This window comes from Pseudarthrobacter sp. NKDBFgelt (assembly GCF_046097905.1).
Classification (GTDB): Bacteria; Actinomycetota; Actinomycetes; order Actinomycetales; family Micrococcaceae; genus Arthrobacter; species Arthrobacter polychromogenes.
The window spans coordinates 37,778-53,593 of the sequence record NZ_JBJURL010000010.1 but is presented as its reverse complement, the minus strand read 5'-3'; the positions used below and the strand labels follow the sequence as shown (position 1 = coordinate 53,593).

Genomic DNA, 15,816 nt, shown 5'->3' with positions numbered 1-15,816 from the left:
GTGTCCAGCGGGACCGCGGGCCGGAGGCCTTTAAGGGCCGCGAACCGGGGACCGGCGGCACCCAAATCCCCGGAAATCCGGCCCAACTCGGGTACCGTGGCTAGTATGGCCACTCGTACTACTTCCGCGCCCAATGGATCCAGCAGGGGCCGCGCCGGCAGCAAAACCGGCAGCTCCTCCGGCCGCGGCGCTGGCTCCACGGCCGCCAGAACCGGACGTGCCGGTGGCTCCACGAGCACCGCACGCACCCGCCAGCTTCCCGCCGTCGAGCACCACCAGCCGTGGCTGCTGCGCGTGGTGGGCGGGGCCTGGCTGGGCCTTGGCCACCTTGTGGGCGGAGGGGTGCGGCGCATCGGCCATGACGTCAGCGACCTGCCGGCAGAGGACCGCCGGGACGGCGCGGCCCTATTCAACCTGGCCCTCGGGATCTTCATCGCCACCTTCGCCTGGTGGGGCCTCACCGGCTGGTTCCCGGACGCCGTGTATGCCGTGGTCAACGGGACCTTCGGCTGGATATCACTCCTGCTTCCGCTCATGCTGTTTGTCTGCGCGTTCCGGCTCTTCCGCCAGCCGTCCGACGGCCGGGGCAATAACAGGGTGGGCATCGGCTTCCTGATCATGACCTTTGCCGGCTGCGGGCTTGCACACATCCTCGGCGGGCAGCCCACCGTTGCCCAGGGCTTTGACGGACTCCGCAAGGCCGGCGGCATGCTCGGATTCCTTGCAGCATCGCCCCTGGCCGCCATCCATTCCGCTGTTCCGTTGGTGCTCTACTCCCTGCTGGCGTTCGTCTCACTGCTGATCATCACCGCCACCCCGTTCACTGCAATCCCGCGCAGGCTGCACGCCGCCTACGAACACCTCATGGGCATCGACCTGCTGGATGAACAGGACCGGGACAAGCACGACCGCAGCTACCTGGAGCGCACCCCCGCCGCCGCACCATCCAGGAATGCCAGGAAGAAGAAGCGCCGCTTCTTCGGCAAGGATGAGGAGGACGGCGACGCCGGCCTGGAAGGCTACGTTGGCGACGAAGCGTTCGAGCACGCCGTGATCGACGACGACGACGCAAAGGGAGGAGCGGAGGTGCGGCCGGCCCCCGGTGTCCGCCGCCCCACCCAGGCGGAGATCGCCGTCGAAAAGATCAAGGCAGCCCAGGGACTCGGGGCAGGCGCCCCGTCTTCCCCGGGGGAGAACGCCACCGAAGCCATTCCGATGATCACCCCCGGCATGGCCCCGCCCGCCGCAAAGCCGGCAGCCGCGCCCACCGTGCCCTCCAACCCGGTGGCACCCGCGCCGCCGCCGGTTCCCATCCCGCAGCGCACCGAGCAGCTGTCCCTCGCCGGCGACGTCACCTACACGCTCCCGGCCTCGGACTACCTGACCCCCGGTTCCATCCCGAAGGAGCGCACGGAAGCGAACGACGCCGTCGTCGCTGCCCTGACCGACACCCTTCAGCAGTTCAACGTCGATGCCACGGTCACCGGCTTCAGCCGCGGCCCCACCGTGACCCGGTACGAGATCGAGCTTGCCCCGGGCACCAAGGTGGAACGCGTCACCGCACTGTCCAAGAACATCTCCTACGCTGTGGCGTCCAGCGACGTGCGCATCCTCAGCCCCATCCCGGGCAAGTCCGCCATCGGCATCGAGATCCCCAACACCGACCGCGAAACCGTCTCCCTGGGCGACGTCCTCCGCAGCCAGAACGCCCGCCGCACGGACCACCCGATGGTGATGGGCGTTGGCAAGGACGTGGAGGGCGGCTACGTGGTGGCCAACCTCGCCAAGATGCCCCACCTGCTGGTGGCTGGGGCCACCGGTGCCGGTAAATCATCCTTCGTGAACTCGATGATCACCTCCATCCTGATGCGTGCCACCCCCGACGAGGTGCGCATGGTCATGGTGGACCCCAAGCGCGTGGAGCTCACCGCCTACGAGGGCGTCCCGCACCTCATTACGCCCATCATCACCAACCCGAAGAAGGCAGCCGAGGCGCTCCAGTGGGTTGTCCGCGAGATGGACGCCCGGTACGACGACCTCGCCAACTACGGCTTCAAGCACATCGACGACTTCAACAAGGCTGTCCGCGCCGGCAAGGTGCAGCCGCCGGTGGACTCCAAGCGCGTCATCCGGCCCTACCCGTACCTGCTGGTGATCGTGGACGAGCTCGCCGACCTGATGATGGTGGCTCCCCGGGATGTTGAAGACTCGATTGTCCGCATCACCCAGCTCGCCCGTGCCGCCGGCATCCACCTGGTCCTGGCCACCCAGCGGCCGTCCGTGGACGTGGTGACCGGCCTCATCAAGGCCAACGTGCCCTCACGCATGGCGTTCGCGACCTCCTCGGTGACCGACTCGCGCGTGGTCCTGGACCAGCCGGGGGCCGAAAAGCTCATCGGCCAGGGTGACGCCCTGTTCCTGCCCATGGGTGCCTCCAAGGCCATGCGCGTCCAGGGCGCATGGGTCACCGAATCGGAAATCCACAAGGTGGTTGAGCACGTCAAGGGACAGCTCCAGGCCACCTACCGCGACGACGTTGCCGCCGAAGCGCCCAAGAAGCAGATTGACGACGACATCGGGGACGACCTCGAAGTCCTGCTGCAGGCCACCGAGCTTGTGGTCACCACGCAGTTCGGCTCCACGTCGATGCTGCAGCGCAAGCTGCGTGTCGGCTTTGCCAAGGCCGGGCGGCTGATGGACCTGCTCGAATCACGCGGAGTCGTGGGACCCTCCGAAGGCTCCAAGGCCAGGGACGTCCTGGTGAAACCGGACGATCTCGCGCCCGTCCTTGCCGCCATGAAGGGCCAGGAAGCCCCGGCAGCACCCGATTCGCAGACCGCAGCGCTGAGCGACAACGCCAACGCCAACATCGCCCAGGGCGGCTACGCCGAAGACCTGGTGGCGGCAGACCTGGACCAGCGGAAGCAGAACGTCGAATATTACGACGGCTCGGATTCCCCGCCCGGCGGCTATGACGACGAGGACGGCTCCGAAGACGCCTGGTCCCTGACCGGGCGTTAGCCCGGGGACTGTAGCCTAGAAACGTGACTAGCACCGATGCAACCGCCGCCGGCCCAGGCCGTGCCGGGGTCTGGAACCTTCCCAACATCCTGACCATGATCCGCATCGCACTGGTGCCCTTCTTTGTCTGGTTTCTCATCGCGGACGCCCCCGGGCTTCGCAGTGAGGCAGGCGTGTGGCGCTGGGCGGCGGTCCTTGCGTTCGCCGTCGCCATCTACACGGACAAGCTCGACGGCGATATCGCCAGGAGCCGGAACCTCGTAACTGACTTCGGCAAGATCGCCGATCCCATTGCGGACAAGCTCCTCATCGGTTCGGCGCTGGTTATGCTCTCGGTGCTCAGCGAACTGCCATGGTGGGTTACCGTGCTGATCCTGGTCCGTGAATGGGGCGTCACGGCCCTGCGTTTCTTCGTGATCCGCTACGGCGTTATCCCGGCCTCCCGCGGCGGCAAGCTCAAGACCGTTGTCCAGACCGCGGCCATCTTCCTTTACCTCCTGCCGCTGGGCTCTTTTGCCCCGTGGCTCGTGTGGGTGGCGTTCGCGGTGATGATGGCCGCTGTGGTGATCACGGTGTGGACCGGCGTGGAGTACGTGGTGGAAGCACTGCGAATCCGGGCCAAGGGAAAGCTGCAGGCACGCAACGATAAAGGCCAGGAGCCCGCATGACCAATCTCCACCATTTGTCCGCTGAAGCGGTCCGCAAAGCCCTCGACGCAGGGCGGACGGTGGCCACCGCCGAATCGCTGACCGCCGGCATGGTGTCCGCAGTCCTCGCGGACACCCCCGGCGCCTCCGGCATCCTGCAGGGCGGGGTGGTTGCGTACCAGAATGCTGTCAAGGAAAAGGTCCTGGATGTCTCGTCCGTGCTCCTGGCGCGCGTGGGATCCGTGGACCCGGACGTTGCCGCGGCCATGGCGGCAGGAGCCCGGACAGTCCTCAGCGCTGACATCGGCGTCTCCACAACAGGCGTTGCCGGTCCGGAGGCGCACGACGGAAAGCCCGTGGGCACCGTTTACGTCGGCATAGCCACCGCAGCCGGAACGGCCGCCTTCGAATACGCCTTCTCGGGAAGCCGTGCAGAGATCCGCGGACAGGCGTGCGGGGCGGCCCTCGAAAGGCTCCTCGAGGCCCTGTCCAGGTAGGGTCCGCACCCGGAAGTTACTGGGCGTAAAGTTGCCGGGAACAAAAGCCGGTACCGATTAGTTATTACATTGTGTCGCTTCCGGAGAGCGGAGGCGCCTAGGATGAAATGACCACGACGGTTCGCCTTAGGGCGGACCTGACCAATGAGGGAGCAAGGCGATACAGATGGTAAAGCAGCCCGTATCCGTAAACGGCGTTGTCCGCTGGAAGGATGTGGGCCTCGCCGATCAGGGCAAGAGCGAACAGAAGGAGCGCAAGATGGTTGTACTTCGTCACGAAATTGGTGATGTCCTGCGCGATGTCCGCCAGCGTCAGGGGCGTACGCTCCGTGAAGTTTCGCACAGCGCCCGTGTCTCCCTGGGTTACCTCAGTGAAGTGGAGCGCGGCCAGAAGGAAGCATCATCCGAGCTTCTGTCCTCGATCTGCTCGGCCCTGGACGTTCCTTTGTCCAGCATGCTTCGCGAGGTGAGCGACAGGGTGGCGGTTGCAGAAGGCGTTGCCGTTCCGGACACCGTTCCCCAGGAATTCTCCCAGCGTTATGGCCGCGACCTTGAGCGCGACCTCAACACTGAACTTAACGACGAACTTTCCACGGGCCTTCTTTCCGGCGCCCGGTAGGATCCCGCCGCAAGGCGGCTCCCGGAATGTAAAAAGCACAGAAGCCCCCGGCCGCGGCCGGGGGCTTCTGTGCTTTTCGGCTACTGATTTTCCACGGTGGGCGCCGGGCCATCCTTCGGGAAGCCGTCACGTTCGTAGGTGGAGTTCAGCTTGGCCATGCAGCGGGCCAGTTCCTCCAGTTCCTCAACCGGCCATTCGCCGAGCCGTTCCCGGAACACCTGCCGCCGGGCGTCCTGGACCTGGTGCATCTTTTCCTCGCCCTTGGGTGTCAGCCGGATCGCCTGCGCCCGTCCGTCCAGGGGATCAGCCTCCTTGGACACAAGCCCCAGGCTCTCCAGGAAAGCGATTTGCCGGCTGACGGACGGCTTGCCGACGCCGATGTTCATCGCCAGGTCGGTAAGGCGGATCGGCCCTTCCCTGCGGATCACCGTCAGGAGGCCGTACGCCGCCGGCTCCATGTCCGGATGGACCTCGCGGGAAAGCTGGTTGGAGATCGACCGTGCGCGCCGCCAGAAGAGACTGATCTGGTGCTCCACGTTCTGCACCGCGGCGTCCACGGTCGCCTCGTCGTGGCGGCCCTGCGGGGAGGGGACGTCAGGGGAGTTGCTCATGGCAACAATTCTAGTGCGCGGGATCGTGAGAGACTTTTCTGGTGCGAATCAGCGACTATTGGCGACTCATGGACGACGAATTCGGCGCCGGGTACTCGCGTGTCCTCAGCAGCAGCCTTGTCCTGGCAGGGGTGGGCGGGCGCACCGCGGACCAGGCGCTTGCCGCCGGCATAGAGCCCCGCAGGGTATGGCTGGCCGTCTGCGACGTGCAGGATGTTCCCGCCGAGCGGCGTCTGGGCCGGGACATCAAGCCCCGCACGGACTAGGCGGTTTCTCCTGACACGCCGCACGATTGTTCGAATACCTGTTCGGGTAAAGCTATGCTTTTCATAGCAGGTTATCCACATAGCCGCCCTCACCCGGCCGGAATGTCAGTGGGTCCCAGTAGCGTCAGAGATGACCAATAAACGGCCGCTGAGGCCACTCCAAAGCGAGAAAGCATTAGAGGTGTGAACCATGGCGGCAGCCCCGGATCGTGCAAAAGCGCTCGAAGCAGCGCTGGCCCAGATCGACAAGCAGTTCGGTAAAGGCTCGGTCATGCGGCTCGGCGATGAAGTCCGGGCCCCGATCGAGGTCATCCCCACCGGATCCATTGCCCTGGATGTTGCTTTGGGAATTGGCGGCCTTCCCCGTGGCCGCGTTGTTGAAATCTACGGGCCGGAATCGTCCGGTAAGACCACCGTGGCGCTCCACGCCGTGGCCAACGCCCAGCGCCTCGGCGGCATCGCCGCGTTCATCGACGCCGAGCACGCCCTTGACCCCGAATATGCCGCGAAGCTCGGTGTGGACACCGACGCCCTCCTCGTCTCCCAGCCGGACACCGGCGAGCAGGCCCTGGAAATCATGGACATGCTGGTGGGCTCCGGCTCCCTGGACGTCATCGTGATCGACTCCGTCGCAGCGCTGGTGCCGCGCGCCGAAATCGAGGGCGACATGGGTGACAGCCACGTTGGCCTCCAGGCCCGCCTTATGAGCCAGGCCCTGCGTAAGATCACCGGCCGGCTGAGCCAGACCAAGACCACGGCCATCTTCATCAACCAGCTGCGCGAGAAGATCGGCGTCTTCTTCGGCTCCCCGGAAACCACCACCGGCGGTAAGGCCCTGAAGTTCTACGCCTCCATCCGCATCGACGTCCGGCGCATCCAGACCCTGAAGGAAGGTGCCGATTCCGTTGGCAACCGGACCAAGGCGAAGATCGTCAAGAACAAGATGGCTCCGCCCTTCAAGGTGGCCGAATTCGACATCATCTACGGACAGGGCATTTCCCGTGAGGGCGGCATCATCGACATGGGTGTCGAGCACGGCATTATCAAGAAGTCCGGCTCCTGGTTCACCTACGACGGCGACCAGCTTGGTCAGGGCATGGAGAACTCCCGCAGGTTCCTCCGTGACAACCCTGAGCTTGCTGCCGAACTCGAGCGCCTGATCAAGGAAAAGCTCGGCGTGGGTGTCAAGCCTGCGGAGCCGGAGTCCAAAGACTCCCCGAAGCTGAAGGCCGTTGACGGGTTCTAGCCGTTGACCGGTTTTGACAATCCGCGTCCCCGCCGGGCGAAGACCGGCGGGCGGCGCGGAGCTTCACATGACGGCGCATTCCAGGACGGCCCGGATCCCGGCTCTTCCGTTGCCGAGGACGCAGAGCCGGATCCGGTGTCCGTTGCGCAGAACATTGTGTACCGGCAACTGACCGCGTCGGCCAAAAGCAGGCTGCAGCTCGCCCGGAAACTCGCCGAACGGAACATCCCGGAGGACGTCGCCGAGGCAGTCCTGGACCGGTTCCAGGAAGCACGCCTGATCAACGACGCCGATTTCGCGGACATGTGGGTGAGGAGCCGCTCCCAGTCGCGCAAACTGGCAAAAGGCGCGCTCCGCCGCGAACTCGCGGAGAAGGGCATCGACCAGGAAACCGCCGCCGCGGCTTTGGACCAGCTGACAGACGCGGATGAGGAAGCCGCTGCCCGGCAGCTCGTGGAGCGGAAGCTCCGGCCGGGAACGGATCTGCAGGACCGGGCCGCAAGGGACAAGGCAACCCGGCGGCTGGCCTCCATGCTGGCACGTAAGGGCTATCAGCCCTCGCAGGCGTTCCGGATTGTCAACGAGGTCCTGGACTCCTGCGCTGGAGCCGACGGTGCCAATCCGTAAAACCGGTACCCTTAACAGGTGAGTTTGACCATCCCTTCCCCCTTTTCCGGTACCGCCCCCTCTGCAGAAGCTGGAGGTGCTCCGCAATCCGGTGCCCCCAAGCCCCGCACCTACCAGGTGCGGACGTTTGGGTGCCAGATGAACGTCCACGACTCGGAGCGGATGGCCGGGATGCTGGAGGACGCCGGGTACGTACCGGCAGACGGTGAGCAGGCCGACGTCGTGGTGTTCAACACGTGCGCGGTGCGGGAAAACGCTGACAACAAGCTCTACGGCAACCTTGGCATCCTGGCTCCGGTGAAGGCAGCAAACCCCGGCATGCAGATTGCTGTGGGCGGCTGCCTTGCTCAGAAGGACAGGGAAACAATCCTCAAGAAGGCACCGTGGGTGGATGCCGTTTTCGGCACCCATAACGTTGGCGCCCTGCCTGCCCTGCTGGACCGCGCCCGGCACAACAACGAGGCACAGCTGGAAATCCTCGAGTCGCTGGATGTGTTCCCGTCCACGCTTCCCACCAAGAGGGACTCCGTCTACTCAGGCTGGGTATCCATCTCCGTTGGCTGCAACAACACCTGCACCTTCTGCATCGTGCCCGCTCTCCGCGGAAAAGAGAAAGACCGCCGGCCGGGGGACATCCTGGCGGAGATCCAGGCCCTGGTGGACGACGGCGCCATCGAAGTCACGCTCCTGGGCCAGAACGTCAACTCGTACGGTGTGGAGTTCGGCGACCGGCAGGCATTCTCCAAGCTCCTCCGGGCCTGCGGCGACATCGAAGGCCTGGAGCGTGTCCGCTTCACGAGCCCGCACCCAGCCGCCTTCACCGACGACGTCATTGACGCCATGGCCGAGACCCCCAACGTGATGCCGCAGCTGCACATGCCGCTGCAATCGGGGTCGGACAAGGTGCTTCGGGACATGCGGCGTTCCTACCGCTCCAGCAAGTTCCTGGGCATTCTGGACAAAGTCCGCGAAAAAATCCCGCAGGCAGCAATCTCCACCGACATCATTGTGGGGTTCCCCGGCGAAACCGAGGAGGACTTCCAGGCAACACTGGATGTCGTGGAGAAGTCACGCTTCGCCACCGCGTTCACGTTCCAGTACTCCAAGCGCCCCGGAACCCCTGCCGCTGACCTGCCGGACCAACTGCCCAAGGCAGTGGTCCAGGAACGGTTCGAACGCCTGACTGCCCTCCAGGACCGGATTGCGGCAGAGGAGAACGGGCGCCAGCTCGGCCGCCGCGTTGAGGTCATGGTCACGGCGCAGTCCGGACGGAAGGCAGGGGAGACGCACAGGCTGTCCGGCCGTTCGCAGGACCAACGGCTCGTACACTTCTCGGTCCCTGAGGGTGCGCCCGCTCCGCGGCCGGGAGACCTGGTCACGGTGACCATCACCGAGGCCGCCGCTTTCCACCTCGTCGCCGATCCCGCCCTGGAGGATTACAGCCTCAGGCGTTCCCGGGCCGGCGACGCCTGGGACAGGGCGCAGGCAGATTCCTGCGGAGCACCCACACCCGGGTCCGGGGCTGGCGGCAAGGGCGTTTCGCTGGGTATGCCCTCGTTGCCCGTCCGCACCCGCTGACCGGTGGGCTCACCGCCTGTTATCGCCGTCGTTGGCCCCACAGGGTCGGGCAAGTCAGACCTCGCCGTCAGCCTTGCCCTTGAACTCGGCGGCGAAGTCATCAATGCCGACGCCATGCAGTTCTACCGCGGCATGGACATCGGCACCGCAAAAATCACCGACGCTGAACGCAGGGGAGTTCCCCACCACCTGCTGGACATCCTGGAGGTAACCCAGGAAGCCAGCGTGTCGCAGTTCCAGCAGCAGGCCCGGGAGCTCATCTCGGACATCCACGCCCGCGGCAAGCGCGCCATCCTGGCCGGCGGGTCCGGCCTTTACGTGCGGGCCGCGCTGGACGTCCTTGAGTTCCCGGGGACTGATCCGCTGGTGCGGGAACGGCTGGAAGCCGAACTCGCTGCGCAGGGGACCGCGGTGCTGCTCGAACGGCTGCGTGGGGTGGACCCTGTGTCAGCCGGCAGGCTCTCAGATGACCGGCGCATCATCCGGGCCCTGGAGGTCCACCAGCTCACCGGACGGCCGTTCAGCTCCTTCATGCCGCAGCGCGAGTACTTCCAGCCTGCCGTCCAGGTAGGCCTGGCAGTGGACCGCGAGGCGCTTCGGGACCGGCTCGCCCAACGCGTCCACCGCATGGTGGACGCCGGCCTGCCCGCCGAGGTTCGACGGCTGGACGCCCGCGGGCTGAGGCAGGGAAAGACCGCCCCCCGCGCCCTGGGATACTCGCAGTTCCTGCGGGTTATCGACGGCGAATGGACCGTTCCCGAGGCCGCGGAGGACACCATCGTGGCCACCCGGCAGTTCGCCCGGCGACAGCTCACCTGGTTCCGCGCCGATCCGCGCATCCACTGGCTGGACTGGCAGGATCCGGCCCTGGTGGCCAAAGCGGCAGGGCTCTCCCGTTTTTAGGGCTGTACCGCCCGGCCGGTACCCTTGGAACCATGGACACAACCCTCGCAGAAACCACCGAGCCGGCCTTCCGCACGCTGAGCGGGCTCCGCTTTTCCAAGGGGCACGGCACCGGCAATGACTTCGTCCTGGTGGCTGATCCCGAGGGCGTCCACACCATCACTGCCGAAGCCGTGGCCGCCCTGTGCGACCGGCACCGGGGGATCGGCGGGGACGGGCTCATCCGGGCGGTCCCGTCGCGCTTCCTCCCGGAGGGCCGCGAACTGCTCGCCGCCGCCCCTGACGCTGAGTGGTTCATGGACTACCGCAACGGCGACGGCTCGCTGTCCGAAATGTGCGGCAACGGCGTCCGCGTGTTCGTCCATTTCCTCCGGACCGAGGGCCTGATCGAACTGCCCGACGGCGGCGCCCTGGCCATCGGAACCCGCGCCGGGGTCAAGACCGTGGTGCGCACGGGCGACGACTATGCCGTGGACATGGGGCCGTGGGAGTTCATCTTCCCCGGGGAAGCTACGGCCAAGGCCATGGATTCACTGGTGACCGCCGAGGGCCTGGAGGTTCCCCGCCCCGCCCTCTCCGTCAGCATGGGCAACCCGCACACCGTTGTAGCCCTCGCCGAGCTTTCCGAACTTGCCGGAACCCGCCTGTTCACCGCACCAGTCGTGGACCCCGTACCCGCCAACGGGACCAACGTGGAATTCGTCGTCCCCTCCGAGCCGCTCGTGCACGACGGCATCGGTTCGGTGACAATGCGGGTGCATGAACGCGGCGTGGGGGAGACCCAGTCCTGCGGAACGGGTGCCTGCGCCGCCGCAGTGGCCATCCGCCACTGGGCAGGAGCGGAAGCCCCGGACTCCTGGCGGGTCCACGTCCCCGGAGGCGTCGTGGGAGTAAAGTTCTTCGCTGGTCCCGCAGGCCACGAACACGTGGAGCTCAGCGGTCCGGCAGTTATTGTGGCAACCGGGACGCTTTCCTGACCTTGAGGATCCGGAACGACTTCGACGTCGCTTCCCGGCTCACGCTGAACGATTCGTCCAGCTCAGCTGCAAGCCACCGCTGAAGCGAGTCCGCCCCCAGGTTTTTCTGCACCACCAGCCATGCCGTCCCGCCCGGAGCCAGGCGGGGCAGCCACAGTCTCAGCAGGGAGTGCAGTTCGTCCTTGCCGATCCGGATGGGCGGATTGGACCAGATCGTGTCAAAGCGCAGGTCGGGGTCCACTGCGTCAGGGGTGCTGGCCGTAACGTTGGCCAGGCCCAATGCTGCGGCGTTCTCGTTTGTCAGCGCGATGCAGCGCTCGTTGACATCCACCGCGTAGACCCGGGCGGACGGCGCCTTGAGGGCCATGGTCAGGGCAATCGGACCCCAGCCGCAGCCGATATCCAGAAGGTTTCCCTGCGGCGCCGGCGCGGGCACCTCGGTGAGCAGGATGGCTGTGCCTTTGTCGATCCCGTCAGGGCTGAAGATGCCGGAGGAAGTCTGCAGCCTGCGCGTTTGCCCCGCCAGTTCAACAGTCAGGGGCTTGCGGGTGAAAGGGCCAGCGGGTGTTGCGCTGAAATAATGTGCGGACTCCATAACTGGCCAGAGTAGTTCCCCTTGCAGCGTAAAGGGAAACCGCGGGCAGGGCCCTCTGCTACGCTGGAGGGCATGTTCCTGATCTTCGAGTAACCGGCACGGGCCACGCCCGTCCCGAAGCCTGTCCTCCAGCGGCAGCATGTCCCACCCAGCGACGCAGGTCCTCCGACCCTTCCGCTGCGTGCACCGGGCCAAGCGGATATCCCTTTGTTCCGGTCGCCGGACCACACTCGAAAGTCAGCCTCCTGCTGAACTTATCGCCGTTTTCCGGCTGCCTTTTTCCGCCGCGTAAGTGTACGTGGCACGTCTGCCGGCGCCGCCATCAGCGGCGCCGGCCCAGCAAGCCAGGAGGCTTGGATGACCGCAGGCCGTCAGCCCAGCGCGAATACTTCCCCCACCACCAGCAATCGGCACTATTCTGGAACTGCCGAATCTTCAAAGGAGACCATGACCAGCCAGCCCAACACCGGATCAGATCCAGCCGCCCAGGACATGAGTCCCGAGGAAATCCAGGCTGTCATCGACCGGATTCTCTCCAAGGACGTACCTGCCAGGAACCCCAACACGCAAAGCGGCGATGGGAAGGGCGGCGACGGAAAGGCAGTGTTCGGCAAGGCCCAGGCAATTTCCCGCCTGGACGAAGAACATTCAACGTACGACGGCGACCAGCAGGACCTTGAGGAACGGCGCGCCCTGCGCCGTACCGCAGGACTGTCCACCGAACTGGAAGACGTCACCGAGGTCGAGTACCGCCAGTTGCGCCTTGAACGGGTGGTCCTGGCAGGGCTCTGGTCCGAAGGCACGCTGGCCGACGCCGAGAACTCGCTCCGGGAGCTCGCTGCCCTTGCGGAAACAGCCGGCTCCGAGGTCCTTGACGGACTGGTCCAGCGCCGGGACAAGCCGGACCCCGGAACATTCCTTGGCTCGGGCAAGGCGCTTGAGCTTCGGGACATCGTGATGTCCACCGGCGCGGACACCGTGGTGGTGGATGCCGAGCTTGCACCCTCCCAGCGCCGAGGCCTGGAGGACATCGTCAAGGTCAAGGTCATCGACCGGACAGCCCTGATCCTGGATATTTTCGCCCAGCACGCCAAGAGCCGCGAAGGCAAGGCCCAGGTGGAGCTGGCGCAGCTTGAGTACCTCCTGCCGCGCCTCCGTGGCTGGGGCGATTCGATGTCCCGCCAGGCCGGCGGCCAGGTGGGCGGCGCCGCAGCCGGCATGGGTTCGCGCGGTCCCGGTGAAACGAAAATCGAGCTGGACCGCCGTCGCATCCGCACCCGCATGGCCAAGCTGCGGCGGGAGATCGCCGCGATGAAGCCGGCCCGCGAGACCAAGCGGGCCAACCGCCGTCGTAATTCCGTGCCGTCCGTAGCGATCGCCGGGTACACCAACGCGGGCAAGTCCTCCCTGCTCAACCGCCTGACCGACGCCGGCGTCCTGGTGGAGAACGCCTTGTTCGCCACCCTGGACCCGACTGTCCGCAAGGCGGAAACCGCGGACGGGCTGGGTTACACGCTCGCGGACACCGTTGGCTTTGTCCGCTCCCTGCCGACGCAGCTGGTGGAGGCGTTCCGCTCCACGCTGGAGGAAGTTGCCGACGCCGACCTGATCCTCCACGTGGTGGACGTTTCGCACCCGGACCCTGAGGGCCAGATTGCTGCGGTCCGCAAGGTCTTCAGCGAAGTGGATGCCCGCAAGGTGCCCGAAATCATCGTGCTCAACAAAGCCGACGCCGCTGATCCCTTCGTGGTGGAACGGCTCCGGCAGCGCGAACCGCGGCATGTGGTGGTGTCCGCCCGCACGGGGCAGGGCATCGCGGAACTGCTGAAGGCCATCAGCGACGCCATTCCCAGGCCAAGCGTCAAGCTGGAACTGCTCATCCCCTACGACCGCGGAGACCTGGTCAGTAAACTCCACGAGTCCGACGCCGAGATCATCAGCGTGGACCACGTGGAGCAAGGCACGCGGGCCGTGGTGATGGTCCGTGAAGGCTTTGCGGCCGAACTGGAACCCTTCGTCAGCAATGACTGACCTCGTGGCCAAGGAAGCCACGGAGACGGCTGGCGAGCAGTTCGTGATCGAACTGCTCGACCGGGCCGTTGCCGGCATGGGCGGGCAAAGCCGTGCCGGCCAGCATGAGATGGCCAGGCAGGTGGCCCGTGCCCTGGAAACGGGGGACCACCTCCTGGTCCAAGCAGGCACAGGCACCGGAAAGTCGCTGGCCTACCTAATACCCCTCATCGCGCACGCCCTGGAAAGCAACAAGCCCGCCCTGGTCTCCACGGCCACGCTTGCGCTCCAGACGCAGATCGTGGGCAGGGACCTGCCCCGGCTGCTCAAGGCCATCACTCCCGCGCTGGACAGGCCCGTCAAGGTGGCCCTGGTCAAGGGGCGGTCCAACTACGTCTGCCGGCACAAGCTGGAAGGCGGCTTCCCGAGCGAGGAACCGGCGGAAGGCCAGCTGTTCAGCCTGGGCGAGGACACCAGCGTCCCGCACTTTGCCGCAGCCGTTGGCGGCCCTTCGTCCCAGCTCGGCAAGGAAGTGGTGCGGCTGCGGGAGTGGGCGGAGAAGACCGCCACGGGGGACCGGGATGAGCTCCTGCCGGGCGTCACGGACCGTGCCTGGCGCCAGGTGTCCGTGACGTCCATGGAGTGCCTGGGCGCCCAAAAGTGCCCCATGGCAGCAGAGTGCTTCAGTGAACTCGCCCGCCAGGACGCTGCTGAGGCCGATGTTGTGGTCACGAACCACGCCATGCTTGCAGTCAGCGCCTTTGAGGGGCTGGCGGTCCTGCCCGAGTATGACGTGGTGGTGGTGGATGAGGCGCACGAACTCCAGGACAGGGTTACCGGTGCGGTGTCCGGCCAGCTGTCGGTGGCCATGGTGCACGCCGCTGCCTCCGGCGCCCGCAAGCACACCGCCATCACCGTTGACGCGCTCAACGCCGCGGCCGCCAACCTGGAGCTTGCCCTCGCCGGCGTGCCGAACGGGCTGCTGCCCAACGGACTGAATGACGAACAGCTGGACTGTGTGGACCAGTTGCGCGACGCCTGCCGGGCCGCCCTCTCGGATTCGAAGGGGGACAGTACTACAGCGCCCGACGGCGGCAGGCAGCTTGCGCGGTCCCGCCTGATGCTCATCCTGGAACTTTGCGAACGGCTCCTCGCTGCCCGGGAGAACCGCGAAGTAGTGTGGTTTTCCCGCGCCAGCTCCTTTGATCCCGCGCAAGGGTTCTCCCCGCCTGATGAGACAGCGCCGGCGTTGATCAACATTGCGCCCCTCTCCGTGGCCGGGCGGCTGCGGGAAGGCCTGTTCGCCGGACACACTGTTGTGCTGACCTCCGCCACACTGGCCATCGGTTCAGCATTTGAACCTGCCGCCGGCGGACTGGGCCTCGTGGGTGAGGGTGCTCCCCAATGGAAGGGCGTGGACGTGGGCTCGCCGTTCGACTACCCCAAACAGGGCATCCTCTATGTGGCAGGGCACCTGCCGAAGCCCGGCAGGGGCTCATCCCCGGAAGCGCTGGACGAACTCGAGGCGCTGATCCGTGCTTCCGGCGGCGGCGCACTGTGCCTGTTTTCTTCCCGGCGTGCCGCGGAGGAGGCCGCCGAGGCCCTGCGCCCAAAGCTGGACATGACGGTCCTGTGCCAGGGCGACTCCACCATGACGGCACTGGTGAAGCAGTTTGCGGACGAGCCCGACACCTGCCTGTTCGGAACCATGTCCCTGTGGCAGGGCGTGGATGTCCCGGGCGGTTCGTGCCGGCTTGTGGTGATAGACCGGATTCCTTTTCCGCGGCCGGACGATCCCCTGATGACGGCGCGCTCCCGTGCCGTGGCGCAGGCCGGCGGAAACGGCTTTATGTCGGTGTCGGCCACCCATGCCGCCATCCGGCTCGCGCAGGGCGCAGGCCGGCTGATCCGCTCCACCGGGGACAAGGGAGTGGTGGCGGTCCTTGACTCCAGGCTCGCCACGGAGCGCTACGCCGGGTTCCTTCGGGGAGCGCTGCCGCCGTTTTGGTCTACAACGGACCGGAAGACGGCAATCGCGGCACTGGAGAGGCTGGCCGGGGAAAACACCTGACGCCCTGGGCAGGGCTGGGCCTCCAGGAAGCCGGCCCTGTGCAGGGCCGGCTTGCCCAAGGGGGATCCGGCCAGCGCACTGCGCAGGGCCGGATGTGCCCTGGGCTAATGGGGCTGTGGGCTGGTTCTGCCTGGGCCAGTAGCGGGCG

Annotated in this window: 14 protein-coding genes; 12 read left to right on the top strand and 2 right to left on the bottom strand. The window is 66.3% G+C overall.

The features are described 5' to 3' along the window. The first annotated feature begins 105 nt into the window (after window positions 1-105). The 4 genes from ACKAE7_RS04515 to ACKAE7_RS04500 all read left to right on the top strand — a co-directional run bounded on the left by ACKAE7_RS04515 (window position 106) and on the right by ACKAE7_RS04500 (window position 4,784). Complete coding sequence (locus ACKAE7_RS04515) at window positions 106-3,021, top strand: DNA translocase FtsK (RefSeq protein WP_188809376.1); 2,916 nt, start codon at window positions 106-108, stop codon at window positions 3,019-3,021. A gap of 23 nt (window positions 3,022-3,044) precedes the next feature. Beyond that, window positions 3,045-3,689 carry a CDP-diacylglycerol--glycerol-3-phosphate 3-phosphatidyltransferase gene (gene pgsA, locus ACKAE7_RS04510; protein ID WP_188809377.1) on the top strand — a complete coding sequence of 215 codons (645 nt, stop codon included), beginning with the start codon at window positions 3,045-3,047 and terminating at the stop codon, window positions 3,687-3,689. After that, complete coding sequence (locus ACKAE7_RS04505; RefSeq protein ID WP_188809378.1) at window positions 3,686-4,165, top strand: CinA family protein; 480 nt, start codon at window positions 3,686-3,688, stop codon at window positions 4,163-4,165. Before pgsA ends, ACKAE7_RS04505 begins: the two co-directional genes overlap by 4 nt. Before the next feature lie 166 nt (window positions 4,166-4,331). After that, on the top strand, window positions 4,332-4,784 hold the full coding sequence (locus ACKAE7_RS04500; protein WP_041652016.1) for a helix-turn-helix domain-containing protein: 453 nt from the start codon (window positions 4,332-4,334) through the stop codon (window positions 4,782-4,784). Between the two features lie 80 nt (window positions 4,785-4,864). Here ACKAE7_RS04500 and ACKAE7_RS04495 read toward each other — a convergent pair whose 3' ends face one another. Beyond that, entirely contained in the window at window positions 4,865-5,395 is a 531-nt protein-coding gene (locus tag ACKAE7_RS04495; RefSeq protein WP_188809379.1) for a MarR family winged helix-turn-helix transcriptional regulator, read from the bottom strand. Window positions 5,396-5,436: 41 nt separating this feature from the next. On the opposite strand from ACKAE7_RS04495, the gene ACKAE7_RS04490 reads away from it, so the two are divergent. The 6 genes from ACKAE7_RS04490 to dapF all read left to right on the top strand — a co-directional run bounded on the left by ACKAE7_RS04490 (window position 5,437) and on the right by dapF (window position 10,992). After that, window positions 5,437-5,661 carry a DUF3046 domain-containing protein gene (locus ACKAE7_RS04490; protein ID WP_066274882.1) on the top strand — a complete coding sequence of 75 codons (225 nt, stop codon included), beginning with the start codon at window positions 5,437-5,439 and terminating at the stop codon, window positions 5,659-5,661. 190 nt (window positions 5,662-5,851) lie between these two features. Then, entirely contained in the window at window positions 5,852-6,907 is a 1,056-nt protein-coding gene (recA, locus tag ACKAE7_RS04485; protein ID WP_066274884.1) for a recombinase RecA, read from the top strand. A 3-nt stretch (window positions 6,908-6,910) separates the two neighbouring features. After that, the gene (locus ACKAE7_RS04480) at window positions 6,911-7,534 is read left to right on the top strand and encodes a regulatory protein RecX (protein WP_192044259.1); all 624 of its coding nucleotides are present in this window, start codon (window positions 6,911-6,913) and stop codon (window positions 7,532-7,534) included. Window positions 7,535-7,552: 18 nt separating this feature from the next. Continuing rightward, the gene (gene miaB / locus ACKAE7_RS04475; RefSeq protein ID WP_188809380.1) at window positions 7,553-9,112 is read left to right on the top strand and encodes a tRNA (N6-isopentenyl adenosine(37)-C2)-methylthiotransferase MiaB; all 1,560 of its coding nucleotides are present in this window, start codon (window positions 7,553-7,555) and stop codon (window positions 9,110-9,112) included. A 3-nt stretch (window positions 9,113-9,115) separates the two neighbouring features. Continuing rightward, a complete protein-coding gene (miaA, locus tag ACKAE7_RS04470; RefSeq protein ID WP_188809381.1) occupies window positions 9,116-10,015 on the top strand; it encodes a tRNA (adenosine(37)-N6)-dimethylallyltransferase MiaA in 900 nt (299 codons plus the stop codon). Between the two features lie 32 nt (window positions 10,016-10,047). Further along, the gene (dapF, locus tag ACKAE7_RS04465; RefSeq protein WP_188809382.1) at window positions 10,048-10,992 is read left to right on the top strand and encodes a diaminopimelate epimerase; all 945 of its coding nucleotides are present in this window, start codon (window positions 10,048-10,050) and stop codon (window positions 10,990-10,992) included. Here the strand turns inward: dapF and ACKAE7_RS04460 are convergent. Further along, entirely contained in the window at window positions 10,964-11,587 is a 624-nt protein-coding gene (locus ACKAE7_RS04460) for a class I SAM-dependent methyltransferase (RefSeq protein WP_188809383.1), read from the bottom strand. The two genes, dapF and ACKAE7_RS04460, sit on opposite strands and share 29 nt — an antisense overlap. Before the next feature lie 447 nt (window positions 11,588-12,034). Between ACKAE7_RS04460 and hflX the strand changes: the two genes are divergently transcribed. Next, window positions 12,035-13,618 carry a GTPase HflX gene (gene hflX / locus ACKAE7_RS04455; protein ID WP_188809384.1) on the top strand — a complete coding sequence of 528 codons (1,584 nt, stop codon included), beginning with the start codon at window positions 12,035-12,037 and terminating at the stop codon, window positions 13,616-13,618. Continuing rightward, entirely contained in the window at window positions 13,611-15,668 is a 2,058-nt protein-coding gene (locus ACKAE7_RS04450; protein WP_188809385.1) for an ATP-dependent DNA helicase, read from the top strand. The genes hflX and ACKAE7_RS04450 overlap by 8 nt, the downstream gene beginning before the upstream one ends. Window positions 15,669-15,816: the final 148 nt, after the last annotated feature.

Excerpts from the sequence above, each read along its gene's own strand:
- dapF (WP_188809382.1), top strand. The coding sequence starts at position 10,048 with ATGGACACAACCCTCGCAGAAACCACCGAGCCGGCCTTCCGCACGCTG.
- ACKAE7_RS04505 (WP_188809378.1), top strand. The coding sequence starts at position 3,686 with ATGACCAATCTCCACCATTTGTCCGCTGAAGCGGTCCGCAAAGCCCTC.
- ACKAE7_RS04515 (WP_188809376.1), top strand. The coding sequence starts at position 106 with ATGGCCACTCGTACTACTTCCGCGCCCAATGGATCCAGCAGGGGCCGC.
- ACKAE7_RS04495 (WP_188809379.1), bottom strand. The coding sequence starts at position 5,395 with ATGAGCAACTCCCCTGACGTCCCCTCCCCGCAGGGCCGCCACGACGAG.
- ACKAE7_RS04500 (WP_041652016.1), top strand. The coding sequence starts at position 4,332 with ATGGTAAAGCAGCCCGTATCCGTAAACGGCGTTGTCCGCTGGAAGGAT.
- recA (WP_066274884.1), top strand. The coding sequence starts at position 5,852 with ATGGCGGCAGCCCCGGATCGTGCAAAAGCGCTCGAAGCAGCGCTGGCC.
- ACKAE7_RS04450 (WP_188809385.1), top strand. The coding sequence starts at position 13,611 with ATGACTGACCTCGTGGCCAAGGAAGCCACGGAGACGGCTGGCGAGCAG.
- hflX (WP_188809384.1), top strand. The coding sequence starts at position 12,035 with ATGACCAGCCAGCCCAACACCGGATCAGATCCAGCCGCCCAGGACATG.
- ACKAE7_RS04460 (WP_188809383.1), bottom strand. The coding sequence starts at position 11,587 with ATGGAGTCCGCACATTATTTCAGCGCAACACCCGCTGGCCCTTTCACC.